The organism is Methanothermobacter sp. KEPCO 2 (assembly GCF_041228365.1).
GTDB lineage: Archaea > Methanobacteriota > Methanobacteria > Methanobacteriales > Methanothermobacteraceae > Methanothermobacter > Methanothermobacter marburgensis.
The window spans coordinates 444,091-457,515 of record NZ_CP166185.1 but is presented as its reverse complement, the minus strand read 5'-3'; the positions used below and the strand labels follow the sequence as shown (position 1 = coordinate 457,515).

Annotated in this window: 15 protein-coding genes; 5 read left to right on the top strand and 10 right to left on the bottom strand. The window is 49.7% G+C overall.

Going from position 1 to position 13,425, the window contains the following annotated elements:
• Positions 1–49: 49 nt before the first annotated feature.
• The 4 genes from AB9H23_RS02580 to AB9H23_RS02565 form a co-directional block, all read right to left on the bottom strand.
• Positions 50–322, bottom strand: a complete 273-nt coding sequence (locus AB9H23_RS02580) for a DUF2108 domain-containing protein (protein ID WP_321211870.1) — start codon at positions 320–322, stop codon at positions 50–52.
• Between the two features lie 79 nt (positions 323–401).
• Positions 402–653: a DUF2109 family protein gene (locus AB9H23_RS02575; RefSeq protein ID WP_013295605.1), complete on the bottom strand. Its 252-nt coding sequence runs from the start codon at positions 651–653 to the stop codon at positions 402–404.
• A 12-nt stretch (positions 654–665) separates the two neighbouring features.
• Positions 666–1,169, bottom strand: coding sequence for a hypothetical protein (locus tag AB9H23_RS02570; protein ID WP_370005385.1), 504 nt, complete (start codon positions 1,167–1,169; stop codon positions 666–668).
• Positions 1,169–1,465, bottom strand: a complete 297-nt coding sequence (locus tag AB9H23_RS02565; RefSeq protein WP_370005383.1) for an energy-converting hydrogenase A subunit A EhaA — start codon at positions 1,463–1,465, stop codon at positions 1,169–1,171. The genes AB9H23_RS02570 and AB9H23_RS02565 overlap by 1 nt, the downstream gene beginning before the upstream one ends.
• 234 nt (positions 1,466–1,699) lie before the next feature.
• Here AB9H23_RS02565 and AB9H23_RS02560 point away from each other — a divergent pair, with 234 nt between their 5' ends.
• From AB9H23_RS02560 to AB9H23_RS02540, 5 genes are all read left to right on the top strand, one after another.
• Complete coding sequence (locus tag AB9H23_RS02560) at positions 1,700–2,221, top strand: hypothetical protein (protein WP_370005381.1); 522 nt, start codon at positions 1,700–1,702, stop codon at positions 2,219–2,221.
• A 206-nt stretch (positions 2,222–2,427) separates the two neighbouring features.
• Positions 2,428–2,937, top strand: coding sequence for a hypothetical protein (locus AB9H23_RS02555; protein WP_370005380.1), 510 nt, complete (start codon positions 2,428–2,430; stop codon positions 2,935–2,937).
• Positions 2,938–3,066: 129 nt separating this feature from the next.
• Positions 3,067–4,872: a DUF1616 domain-containing protein gene (locus tag AB9H23_RS02550; protein ID WP_370005378.1), complete on the top strand. Its 1,806-nt coding sequence runs from the start codon at positions 3,067–3,069 to the stop codon at positions 4,870–4,872.
• Positions 4,873–4,881: 9 nt separating this feature from the next.
• Positions 4,882–5,805: an SDR family oxidoreductase gene (locus AB9H23_RS02545; RefSeq protein ID WP_370005376.1), complete on the top strand. Its 924-nt coding sequence runs from the start codon at positions 4,882–4,884 to the stop codon at positions 5,803–5,805.
• 34 nt (positions 5,806–5,839) lie between these two features.
• Complete coding sequence (locus tag AB9H23_RS02540) at positions 5,840–7,252, top strand: flippase (RefSeq protein ID WP_370005374.1); 1,413 nt, start codon at positions 5,840–5,842, stop codon at positions 7,250–7,252.
• 101 nt (positions 7,253–7,353) lie between these two features.
• On the opposite strand, the gene AB9H23_RS02535 is transcribed toward AB9H23_RS02540, so the two are convergent.
• Genes AB9H23_RS02535 through AB9H23_RS02510 form a run of 6 tightly spaced genes read right to left on the bottom strand, consistent with a single transcriptional unit; the run spans position 7,354 to position 13,118 of the window.
• On the bottom strand, positions 7,354–8,349 hold the full coding sequence (locus AB9H23_RS02535; protein WP_370005372.1) for a UPF0104 family protein: 996 nt from the start codon (positions 8,347–8,349) through the stop codon (positions 7,354–7,356).
• 40 nt (positions 8,350–8,389) lie between these two features.
• A complete protein-coding gene (locus AB9H23_RS02530) occupies positions 8,390–9,070 on the bottom strand; it encodes a glycosyltransferase family 2 protein (protein ID WP_370005370.1) in 681 nt (226 codons plus the stop codon).
• Complete coding sequence (locus tag AB9H23_RS02525; protein ID WP_370005368.1) at positions 9,071–10,258, bottom strand: glycosyltransferase; 1,188 nt, start codon at positions 10,256–10,258, stop codon at positions 9,071–9,073.
• A 29-nt stretch (positions 10,259–10,287) separates the two neighbouring features.
• Positions 10,288–11,280 (bottom strand): NAD-dependent epimerase/dehydratase family protein, encoded by a 993-nt coding sequence (locus tag AB9H23_RS02520; RefSeq protein WP_370005366.1) that lies wholly within the window; start codon positions 11,278–11,280, stop codon positions 10,288–10,290.
• A 21-nt stretch (positions 11,281–11,301) separates the two neighbouring features.
• Positions 11,302–12,174: a glycosyltransferase family 2 protein gene (locus tag AB9H23_RS02515; RefSeq protein ID WP_370005365.1), complete on the bottom strand. Its 873-nt coding sequence runs from the start codon at positions 12,172–12,174 to the stop codon at positions 11,302–11,304.
• A 2-nt stretch (positions 12,175–12,176) separates the two neighbouring features.
• On the bottom strand, positions 12,177–13,118 hold the full coding sequence (locus AB9H23_RS02510) for an NAD(P)-dependent oxidoreductase (protein WP_237779528.1): 942 nt from the start codon (positions 13,116–13,118) through the stop codon (positions 12,177–12,179).
• Positions 13,119–13,425 lie beyond the last annotated feature (307 nt).

Genomic DNA, 13,425 nt, shown 5'->3' with positions numbered 1-13,425 from the left:
GACAAGATCCTCACCCCTCGCTACCCTCACATCAGAGTAAACATGAACATCAGACAAGATCCTCACCCCTCGCTACCCTCACATCATTTATTCTCATAACAGCCATGAGCAGTATCACCGTTGATATGGGGTCAAAGAGGGCCGCTGCCATGGCCACGTCAAGGTATCTGGCCGCCGCAAGGACCATCACAAAGCCCCCCTGCAGCAGAGAGAACATTATTATCTTATCAAGGGGCTTTGGAAGTAGTATGATGCCTGCGGCACCTGTGAATATCACAAAAATTCCTGTGTTTGTAAGGTTAATGAGGTCAAGCGGATTCATAAACATCACCAGCCAAATCTTCACCTAATCCCTTAATGAAGTCAAACGAATTAATAACCATCACCAGCCAAATCTTCACCTAATCCTCGATTAATATTTCCTCCCCTACACGGTCAAGGGTATGTGCAATAGCATTGGATGTTATGGTTGATGCCACGAAGTAGACAGCTGCAAGGATAGCCCCAAATGCCGTTCCAATGTAGAGGGCAATCATTGCAGATATCCCGAAACCCATTGCATTGAGGTAAAGCAGCCTCTCTGCCCTGTCCTGTGCTAGAAGTGCCCTCAATGCCATGAGAACAACTATTATCCCTGTTATCTGGAGTAACATGATCAACACCTTCTATTCAAGGTCTGTGTACCTGTCCATCCTCCTGGCTATGGCGCCAAGGAGCCTTGATGATCTCCTGTGGTTCAAACCCTGTATTGTGGTTATCGCAATAACCATTCCCACAATAAACATTTCAGGTTTCAGTCCAGCGAGCGATGAGATTGCTATTATGACTGTAATTGAAAGTGCCCCTGTCGTACCTGCATATCCAGGGTCTGCGCAGAGCCTGTTACCTATGAACACCAGGAGCGCAGCTATAAGGCCGCCCTCAGGTATACCCATGAGGTAACAGCCAATTGCCCCCAGGAGTGTGCCTGCAGATGCGTCAGGAGAGCAGACTATGTTTCCCTGGAAGAAACCCCCTGCGAGGTCTCCCCCCCTTTTCATTATATCCCTTCCAATGTAATCGGCCCCCCTGACACCTGGTTTCTCGGGAAGGCCCATCCATGTATCTATGATAACAAAGTTCAGCCAGGATACCGCTGCTGCAACTGCAACTCCAACAAGTTCATTCATCACAAGTCCTCCGGTCTGGGGAATATGTCCTCAAGGAAGTAGGCCGTCATGAGAGCTGCCAGAACCCCTGAAACCACGCCAAGATCGACCCCGCCATACATACCTGTGACACCAAGTTTTATACATATAGCCACAAGACCCATGGCAATTATGGGTGCCGGGAAGATGGCTGATGGGGTCCAGGAATGTCTGGCCGGTCTTTCAGGTGCCAGAGGCAGCCCCAGTATCACTGAAATGATTATTGAGGAAATAATGCCTGTTATGTAACCTGAAAGATATGTAACATGAATAATCATGATAAAAGAATAATAATCCAACATATATAAATCTTTTTAAAAACCGATTTCGGGTATTCAAGAGGAATTTTAATACGATTTTTGCTGTTTTTAGGAGAGAATGCCTCTGTACTCCTCCAGATTATGTAATAAAAATTTGCTTAAACAATAGCCACTTTAGTGACATATTTCACGATAAACTGTAAGTTCATGTGAAACAAGAGAAACCTCCAAGAGAAAAATGGGGTGATCTGTATGGGCATCCATCTAAAAACCCTCGCTGTCCCTGCACTGCTCTTAATCCTTCTCACAAACCCCGTGAGTGGGGCTTCAGCAGTGCAGGAGGTCCGGGTAACCGTACCCGAGAGTGTGGAGATAATGGTCCTCTGGAAGGGAGAGGAGGTCGGAAACTCATTCACCCTCACAGCCACAGTGGAACCCGGAAAAGAATACACCTGGCCCGGAGGACCCCAGGGACTCCAGATAAAAGACCTATCCAACGTCCCCATAGACCTCTACATAAAAGCAGAAGGAGACCTCCAGGGACCAGAAACCATACCCATACAGAACCTCAAATACGCCAACTACGGCACAAACCTCCCCAAAACACCACTCACAACAACCTACACACCTGTTAGAAGGAACTGGGTGGTTAAATCTGAGGATGAATCATTAATACCCGTGGACCTTCACCTCACGGTGCCACCTGGAACAGCCGCCGGTGTCTACTCTGTGAGAATATATCACATAGCTGTTAAATCACCGGGTGAGCCCTAAATAACTCTTTTTTATTAATGAAAACATTTTATAGCCTGCAAATCACGCAGATGAACCTTTTTTAGCATAACATTGATGACGATGCCCACTGGACCAGATTTAACTCCATGAAAATACACAACCACAGAAAAATTAATAATAAATTATAGGGGAAAACTTAATAAATAAATAATTACAGACATATATAACGGTGGGGGGATCTTCTGATGTCAGATTACAGCTGGATGGGGGTTCTTTTTATACTGCTGCTTCTACCCATCCCCTTCACAACAATGGGCGCAGTGCAGGAGGTCCGGGTAACCGTACCCGAAAGTGTGGAGATAATGGTCCTCTGGAAGGGAGAGGAGGTCGGAAACTCATTCACCCTCACAGCCACAGTGGAACCCGGAAAAGAATACACCTGGCCCGGAGGACCCCAGGGACTCCAGATAAAAGACCTATCCAACGTCCCCATAGACCTCTACATAAAAGCAGAAGGAGACCTCCAGGGACCAGAAACCATACCCATACAGAACCTCAAATACGCCAACTACGGCGTAAACCTCCCCAAAACACCACTCACAACAACCTACACGCCGGTCAGGAAAAACTGGACCGCAAGAGATGAAAGAAACGCTGTTGTCCCGGCTGACATCTACCTCACAATTCCTCCCTTCACCGCGCCGGGGGAATACAGGGTCAGAATATACCACCAGGCTATAAAATCAGCCACGTAACCTTATTTTAATCTGCATCACCATCTGAACTGAAATATGTCTTCTTAAGCGCACATGTGACAGACATGAAAATATTTATCAGTCCACGACCCAAATAAATAGTCCAATCAGCATACGGGAGAATCTCAGTTGAAGTTCAGGCGGGAGATCATATTATTAATTGCAGGTATAGTATCAGCGGTCCTCATAAACATGCCATTATTTCATCTCAGGGTTCTTGGAATAGCATCATCCATAGTGGTGTCAGGTTACACCATACTCATCATCACAGGCTTCGACAGCATTCTGATCACCCCGGTGGCAGGAATGCTCCTCATCACACTCAACGCCCTCATCCTTAATTACACGCCCCTCAGAAACTCAAGAGCACTTTATGCACTCCCCGCCATAATTATACCCCTCATTGCTCTTATAATCCGCCTGAGAAAGAAGGATGCCCCTGAGGAGGATACCCAGACAAGAACCGCAAGGGAACTTGCAAGAAGGTCTGGCAGAAAACAGAGCGAACGGCATGAGGAAGATGAAGTCATCAGGCTCGGTCTCTCCTCAAGGGACCTCCTGATTGCAGGTATCATATCATCCTCAACACCCATCCTCATACACCTCATACACCTCAGGCATGTGAGGTTCATCCTTGCACTCATCCTCATAGTAAGCACATCCTATCTGGTGGCATCAGCCTTCCTAACAGGGCTGAGGGAGAGGAGAAGACTTAAGCAGGTAGGATTAATAGCCCTCTTCGCCTCCATCCTGACACCCCTATCATGCTTACTTGTACCCAGGGGCTATGGTCACATATTCCTTGGGGTCACAGGTATACTGGCAGCCCTTGCAGCCTACATCAGAAGGTCCAGACAGAGGATAAAAATCATAGAGTCCCTTCAGCAGTCAGAAATGGACATCCTGGAGAAATATGGGTTAGTGGAGGATGAAATCACCCTTGAGATGCCTGAAATATCAGATGAGGACCTTTATGTGGGTGACCCCTCCCTCATAAAGAAAAGGGCCCTTAAAATGAGAAAAATAAAAGAATGGGCCCCTGAAAAAATCGAAGGTGATGATGTTGAAGGGGAACTCAAAAAGGCATTTTCAGGACATGAATTCCCATCAGAACCTGAAAAAACCACATCCATCGGTGGTTTCAGTGACCTCGCAGTTCTATCCATCCTGAGTATCCTTACCATCATCCTTTTGAGGGGCGGTATCGCTGAGGCACTCTTCTACCTCCAGGTGCTCTTCATCCCGGGCTACATACTGATTTCGGCCATCGCACCTGAAAGGGTTCAGCTCAGTATCCCTGAGAGGCTCTTTCTTGCATTCTCCACGAGCATCATCATGACATCGGTCATCGCACTCCTCATGGGGGGAGAGGTTACATTCAAACCACTCCTCGCAAGGACAGTGGCAGGCCTCAGCCTTGCACTCACTCCAGCCGCATTCATAAGGAGGTGGAGGCGCGGTGAACTCGCCTACTCCGCTGATATAAGGAGGATACCATCACCCCGTAACCTCTCAAGGGACGGTAAGATCTCACTATTCCTCTCCATCATACTTGTGGCGCTAATTGCGGTAACGGTCTACATAACCCTCAACCCGGCACCCTCTGAGAGGTTCACGGAGTTCTACATCCTGGGGCCCGGGGGGAAGGCCTACGGGTACCCCGAGAACCTCACAGCAGGTGAAAGTGCCAGTGTAATTGTGGGTGTGGTTAACCGTGAGTACCGCAACGAGACCTACCTCATGGTGGTGCGTGTTGGCGGAGATATTTTAAGGAATGAAACCATAAGGTTGAGTGATAAGGAGAAGTGGGAGAGGAAGATAAACTTCACAGTTACAGAGACCGGGGAAAACCAGAAACTGGAATTCCTTCTATACAGGTTGCCTGATAAAAGGAAGCCCTACCGGTCTCTTCACCTATTCATTAACGTCAGGTAGTGCATGATCATGAAGGGCATGGATGTTGCTGTAACAGGAGGACTTGGATTTATAGGCTCACACCTCACAGATGAACTCCTCAGAATGGGAAACAGGGTCACTGTAATCGATGACCTCTCAAGCGGGAAGAGGGAGAACCTCATGTACCCCAAACATGAAAACCTTGAGATCATAGAGGGGAGTATCAATGAGGTGGACCTTGATTCTGTATTCAGGGATAAGGATTATGTGTTCCATCAGGCCGCCCTTGCAAGTGTCCCTGAAAGCGTGAGGGACCCCCTGAGGTGCCACAGGGTGAACGCCACAGGAACCCTCAGGGTGCTTCTCGCTGCCTGCAGGGCCGGGGTCAGGAAGGTTGTGAATGCCTCAACCTCAGCTGTCTACGGGAACAACCCTGAAATGCCACTCTCTGAGGACGCAAGGCCCATGCCACTCTCACCCTACGCGGTATCCAAGGTCACGGGGGAGTACTACTGCAGTGTTTTTGAGGACTATGGCCTTGAAACCGTTTCCCTCAGGTATTTCAACGTTTATGGGCCCAGACAGAGGCCTGACTCCCAGTACGCTGCCGTCATCCCCAGGTTCATTGACGCCCTCCTCCAGGGCAGACAGCCTGAGATCTATGGCGACGGGGAGCAGAGCCGTGATTTCATCTATGTGGGTGACGTTGTGAGGGCCAACATCTTCCTTGCAGAGTCAACTGAAACCGGCGTCTTCAATGTGGCTGGTGGAAGTGCGGTTACCGTTAACCGGCTCTTCGACATAATATCAAGAATCCTTGGGTCAGATTCAGAGCCAGTATACCTTGATGAAAGACCTGGTGATGTGAGACACTCCCTTGCAGACACCTCCCGGCTTGAGGCTGCGGGCTTCAGGCCAGATGTGAAACTTGAGGAGGGACTCATCAGAACCGTCGAGTGGTTCAAAGGATGAAACTGAAATCTGAACCCTCTGAAATGGGATTGAAATGAGTCATGCCAGAACCCTTGCAAAAAATACCCTCTTTCTCCTCACAGCCACCATCTTCACCAACCTCGCGGCCTTTGTATGGAACGTCTACCTTGCAAGGTACCTCGGCACAGCAGGTTTCGGTATACTATCTGCGGCACTTGCCCTCACAGGCATATTCAGCATACTGGCTGACCTCGGGATGGGGACCTACATTACAAGGGAGATTGCAAGGGACCCTGCTGGTGCCATGGAGCTTGCATCGGCGGGGCTTGGTAACAGACTGCTCCTTTCATTGATGGTTCTTGTTATGATAATCCTCCTACCGCTAACAGGTATCTACAGGGGCACTGCTGCTGCAGTTGTAATGTTCATAGGAGGGTACATGCTGGTTAACTCATTCAGCGCATTCTTCAACAGCATGTTCCAGGGCTTCCAGCGGATGGAGTACCAGACGATCTGGAACATCCTCAACAGTTTATTCATTCTTGTCGGAGTGCTCACCGTGATCTGGCTGGGCGGAAGTGTTATACATGTGGCCATCGCCTACCTCGTTGCAGCGGTTCTCTCAGTTAGCTACTCTGTTTTCATATTCACAAGGAGGTTTTTCAGGCCAGGTCTGGCTTTCAGCCGGGAATTGATCGTTAATGGACTGCCTTTCGGCGTGACCAGCGTTTTTTTCCTCATCTATTTCTGGATAGACTCTGTCATGCTCTCACTCATGAAGGGTGATGTTTCCGTTGGTCTCTACAGTGCACCCTACAGGCTTCTTACAGTCATAAGCTCGCTCTACACTGTATACTTGCTGGCAGTCTTCCCCATTATGTCCAGGTTCCATGTTGAGAGCTCAGATTCCCTGAAATTCACCTACAGGAGATCCGTGAAGTACCTCATGATACTGGCGGTCATTATAATATTGATGGTATTCGTCCTTGCCGAGCCCCTGATAGAACTGATCTTCTCATCGAAGTACCTCAGTTCTGCCCCTGCTCTGCGGATCCTCATAACCGCAACTGCATTCATGTTTCTAAACGGGATAACCTCAAACCTTCTGGGCTCAACCGAAAGACAGACAACGGTTACCCGTGTCACAGGTGCTGGGGCGATCTTCAATGTAACCGTTAACCTTATACTTATCTCCAGATTTGATTTTCTGGGGGCAAGCGCTGCAACGGTGATGACAGAATTTCTGATGATGGTCCTCTTCATGAGGGCTTTAAGGGATACGGATTACGGGCTATCCTGGAAGGATATCATGGAGGGCTGGCGAATTCTTATTCCGGGCGCGGCCTCTGCAGTGATACTAATGGCCCCTGTGAACATTATAATGAGGGCCACCCTTGCCCTGGCGGTTTATGTGGCTGGAATTTTCTTAACAGGGGCCCTCGACCACATGGACAGGGCCATAATCAGGTCAATAATCAGGGGCTGATACCTTCTTCATGTTTTTGTTCAGAGAAGAACTGTGCAGCGTTCATTTGATATTCATCATAGTTCTTACATGCCACCAAAACCCCTAAGGGCGTGCAGTGTTCATGTTTTAATATCAAGTATGTATGACCTGACCTCATCGAGTATGTCCCCTGCGTAGTATGATGAGAGTATAGCCCCCAGTGCAGTGACCGACCAGAAGGATATGAGGCGATCCACGATGGCTATGCTGCCCGCAAGGAAACCTGGAACACCAAATAAAACAAAGAGTCCCGCCATTGAAACCTCCATTGAACCCATACCCCCCGGGAGGGCTGATAGTATCCCTATGAGGTTTGCAAGAAGGAATATCATGACAACCGCTGAGAATGCTATCTCAGCACCGAATGACAGGAAAACAAGGTACAGCCTCAGGCACTCCATGAGCCATGATAGAAACGAGAGGCCAAATACAACTCCAAGTGCCCCGAAGCTGGAGTAGGACCTTGTATAACCGATCATATCCCTTATACCTGAGGTGAGCCTGGTGTAAAGGTTTTCCAGGGTTTCCTCCGAGACCGGAAGTCTTTCAATGACCCTGTGTATTCTATGGTAGATCCTCAGGCTCTTCTCCTCCCTCCAGTTGACAAGGTATATCATGTAGGCTATGATGGCCGAGAGACATGCGCCAAAGAGGGCTATTATTCTTATTTTCGGCACGAATACTGCGGCGCCAAATAAGAGGAATCCTCCTATTCCCAGGTCAAAGAACCTCTCTGTTAAACCGGCAGAGAGACCCTCAGATAGGTCTATACCATTCAGTTTCTTGCCTGCAACCGCATTCATGACCTCCCCGGCACTCCTCATGGGACTGAGGTTACCTGCAAAGAGGCCTATGGACTTCACAGTGAAGTTTGTTCCAATCTTCCAGGGCTGATCTATCAGAAAACCCCACCTGAGCCCCCTCACAGCCACAACGGCAAGGTGAATGAGAAATGCCAGTGCTATGATTCTCCAGTCTGCCATGCAGACTGCCCTCAGGACCCTCAGGGGACCCATCCATACTATGAGGGCCAGAATGAGAAGCACACTGAGTATAAAGAAGTAAATTTTTTTCATGGAACCATCCCATGCCCCTTTATACAGTCCTTTGTCCAGATCAGGTCCCTGTCGCCGATAATCTCCTGAGGAAAAGTCTTATAACGAATCTTATGTACTGTACCACGTCAGCAGCACCGATGTATGACTTCTCATCACCATACTTGCATGTTACCGGGACCTCGGCTATTCTGAGGCGGTGCCTTGATGTTTCACATATCGCCTCGGATTCATATACATAGTCATCGTAGGGTATGTCCACTATCAGGTGGGCGTATTCGGCTGAAATTGCCCTGAAACCGCTCTGACTGTCGGTTATACTGTAACCGGTTGCAAGCCTCAGTATCCACGTTGTTATCCTGTTTGACAGCTGTCTGTGGAGGGGCATGTTATCATGGTTGCTCTCTATGAACCTTGAGCCGATTATGAAGTCACCACCATTAACCGCCCCTGCAAGGCGCGGTATCAGTGATGGGTCATGCTGTCCATCAGCGTCCATGAAGACGATAACATCACAGGAACCCCTCAGTGCCTCGCTTATACCTGTTTTGAGGGCCGCTCCCTTACCCCTGTTTTCAGGGTGTCTCACCACCCTTGCACCTGCCATCTCTGCAAGTTTCCCTGTCTGATCCGTGCTCCCATCGTCCACCACTATAACATCCCCATGTTCAAGGGCCCCCCTCACAACCGACTCCACGGTTCTCTCCTCATTGAATGCGGGTATAACGGTGACTATCCTCATTCAACCACCATTTTCCACAAGTCTCTTCAGTGTCTCCTCGAACCTGTCTGTTATGGTCTCCCAGTCGTTGGATTCAACAAATCTTCTGCCCTTCATTCCCTCCTCATGGAGTCTGTCTGCCAGTTTCACGGCAACCTCAAGGGTTTCCTCTGGCCTCTCGATGTAGTGTATGCCGTTACCCTCACCGAACTCCATGAAGATACCTGGGAGCCTTGTGGCTATCACAGGTTTTGCCATTGCAAGGTACTCATAGAGTTTTATGGGCACTATGTCCTGCATTATCTCCTCATCAATGTATGCTGGCAGTATGCAGATGTCAGAGGCTGCAACGAAGCATGGTATCTCTGTATAGGGCTGTCTGCCTGTGAGTATGAGGCTTTCAAGGTTGTTCTCATCCCTTATCCTCTCAAGGTCAGCGTAGGCATCGCCATCCCCCACCACCATGAGCTTAACGTTGGGGTACTCCTCACGTTTCTCTGCCATTGCAGCCGCAAGCTCCCTGAGCCCTGAGAAGGTGTAGAGGAATCCCATAAAGAAGAGGAGGATGTCTGAATCCTCAACACCATACCTCTCCCTTATCTGGGAACCGTCGAGTTCAGGGTCGAACTCGGAAAGGTCTATTCCCGCGTCTATCACCGCTGTCCTCCCGGCGCCAAGTTCAACTGCAAGCTGGTCCAGTTTCCTGTTTATGGTGAGGACCATGCTGGAGTTCTCAATCGTCTTCCTCATGAGAAGCCTTCCCACTCCCTGAAAGGCCCTCTCAGGTATGAGGGTGTAGAGGACATCTATGAGGTAATAGACAAAGGGTATCCCCCTCCTCTTTGCCTCCGCAGAAGCCAGGTATGAGTTTATAAGGCCGAATCCCACAATGACGTCCGGCTTGAATTCCCTGATCTGTCTCCTTATTTCCCTCCCATGGGTGAATGGTATTGAGAGGTAGTCAAGTACAGGGAACTTCAGGTGCCCCGGCCTTATAACGTCCACACCTGCATCCTCCCTGACCTTATGGACTCCCCTGTAGACCATTCTGGGGTTCCATACCCCCCCTGAGTCGTCCTTCCTCCAGTCGATGGGGTAATCTATGACCCTCACCTCATGGCCCCTGGCAGATAACCTGTCAAAGAGGTGGTGCTGCTGGTGGGGATTCCTCTCTATCCAGTCAGATTCCTGTACAACGAGTATCCTCATAGGTGATCAGTCCGGTGGATGGGATGGTTCTAGAATTCGGCGCTCTTCTTTATGAGTTCCCAGTTTTCCCTGAACCACTCATGGGTCCTCTCAAGCCCCTCCCTGAAGGAAACCTTTGGCTCATAGTCCAGGAGCCTCCTGGCCTTCTCTATTGATGATAGCAGCCTTGTCTTGGCATCCCAGTCCCTTCGGGGCCTGTAGACAACACCTGCAGGGTTCTCTGTCAGTTCATTTATTATGGTGGCCATCTCAATGACCCTGTGCTCCCTGCCTGATCCAAGGTTTATCGCCTCACCTATGGCATCCTTTCTCACACCCATGGCCATGAGTCCACTCACGATATCCTCAACGAAGGTCCAGTCCCTTGTCTCTGAACCGTCACCTGTAATTGGGAGTGGCTGCTGATTCATGGCCCAGTAGAAGAAGTTTGGTATGACGTTCCGGTACTTTCCTGGCACCTCACCGGGGCCAAAGACGTTGAAGAACCTTGCATTGACTATGGGCATGTCATAGAGGTTGTGGAAGTAGTTGGTGTAAAGTTCCCCCAGGAGTTTCGTGACCTGGTATGGTGTGTGCAGTGATATTGAGATGTCATGTTCCTCGAAGGGTATCTTTGAGTCCAGTCCATAGACACCGCAGCCTGATGATGAATATACGAACCTTTCGACGCCCACGAGCTGCGCATACTCCAGTACCTTGAGTATTCCAAGACCGTTCACCAGGAGGTCCTTCTCAGGGTTGTCCACACTGTTCTGGTTGGCGAAGTGTGCCGCCAGGTGGAAGACGTACTCAGGCCTCTCCTTGAATACGCGTTTGAGGACCTCATCGTCCAGTATGTCACCCCTCACAAACTCTATGTTCTCATGTCCGGGTATGTTCCACTCGTAACTTGATGAGAGGTTATCCAGTATGATAACCCTTGCCCCATTCTCTGCAAGGTGCCGTGAGAGGTTGCTTCCGACACAGCCGGCTCCACCGGTTACAAGTACACATTTACCATCATAAGCCCTGAATTCATCCATAAGAATCACCTTCCATTTTGGTCATCTGTAGTGGAGGATCATCCTCCTCACAGAGTCAAGTATAATGCCTGTGAACATGAAGAATGTGCCAAAGAGTGTGAGCATGACCGCCACGATTGTCGGGCCCATATTCACGCTCACACCGGTTATGTAGTCCCTTATGAATATAAGCGCCAGCACCGCGCCTGTGATGCCTATCAAGAGGCCGGGGAGGGTGAAGTAGTAGAGGGGCCTTTTGAGTTCAATGTCCCCTATGATCCTTAAGAGCACCGAGACACCGTGGCTTATGGGGTTCCTGGTGGACCCGTCAACATCGTACCTAACACCAACCTCCACCTCCACTATCCTGAGACCCGCCTCGGCTGCATCTGAGAGCATCTCACTCTCAACCACAAAGCCGGGGTCCCTGAATTTGAAGTGGGGTATGCTTTCTGCTGAGAAGGCCCTGAAACCGCTCTGTGTGTCGGTTATTTCAAGGCCGGTTGCGAGGTTGGTGGCCCTGTCAAGTATCCTCTGGCCCACCCTCCTGTATCTTGGAGTGTTCTCGTCCCTCCCGTGCAGGTAGCGGCTTCCGTTTACAACATCAGCCTCACCCCGCAGTATGGGCTCCACGAGTTTCGGTATCTCAGCGGGGTTGTGCTGGCCGTCAGCGTCAAGGGTGACCACCACGTCTGCATCTGCAGCCTCAAAACCTGTCTTGAGGGCCGCGCCCTTACCCATATTCTTATGGTGCCTTATCACCCTCGCCCCCGCCATCTCGGCCACATGTGCGGTCCTGTCACTGGACCCATCATCAACCACTATAACCTCATCCACATGCTCCCCTGTGAGGAGCGCCACTGAACCTATGGCGACCTCCTCATTGAAGGCAGGGATCACAGCAGCTATCCTCATCTTCAGTCCTCTATCCTGTAGTACCATTTCATCCATTCAACGGTTCGCCTTATACCCTCCTCAGGCGGGACCTGTGGGTCGTGTTTGAGGTCCCTCTCAGCCTTTGAGAAGTCCATTGTCTTGACCTTTGTGGTGAATGGTTCTGACTCCCTGTAGGTGACTATTGAGTCATCTATACCCACGGCCTCAAGGACCATGTCTGAGTACTCCTTTATGTCGTGTTCCCATTCCCTGCGTCCACCCACATTGTAGACCTCACCGGGTATGAAGTTGTCCACTATATTTGCAAATGTCCTCACAGAGTCCTCCACATAGTCTATTATTCTCTTGTGTCCCTTGTAGACCGTATAGGGCTTCCTGTGGAGGGCATGGTAGATGAATATGGGTATGAATCCCTTGTAGGGTGAATACTTCTCATGGGGGCCGTAGCAGTTCACCGGCCTGACACGGACTGTCTCTGTACCGAACATTGTGGCCGAGTTCATGCACATGAGTTCACCGGCCCACTTGGTGATGGCGTAGTCGTTCATCTGGTAGGTGTCACTTATGGGGTTTTTGACCATCACATCCTCACTCATGACACCACTGTAGTCGCCGTAGACCTCTGCAGAGGAGAAGAAGATCATCCTGAAGCCCAGTTTCTCCTGCATCCTCAGCATGTGCTTTGTACCTATGACGTTGGTCTTCCACAGGTTCTCATAGTAGTCCTCACCGTTCCACCTTCCGTACTCAGCCGCCAGGTGGTACACGTAGTCAAATTTATCGTCCTCAAATATCCTTTCAACCTGCCTGTACTCCCTTACATCGGCCCTCATGTAGTCCTCACGTTCGGTGTGCATGAGGTCAACCGCCAGGACCTCGTGGCCCCTTTCTCTGAGTTCGTTGACAAGGTTTGTACCTATGAATCCGGCGCCGCCGGTTACGAGTATCCTCTGAGTCTCCATATCAGCATCACTCCTTTTAATGAATGATTCCATATCAGAATAAGTCTGTGTCCACGTCAAATCTGAACTAATATTGATCCACGTCATATAAATACTTGAAGAGATGGTCAGCCAGTGGGCTCTGTGACCCGTGACCCACCTGAAATAAGAATAAGGAAATGGATGGGTCCACATCCCCCTTTATTACACCTAAAGATTTAATCCCTGGAAGAACAAACCTACCACACTCAGGGTCTGATCTTCTCTGCGATTGCAATTCCACCTCTGGAATATATAACCCTGTATCCAGCTGGTAGTTGTGTTCGTT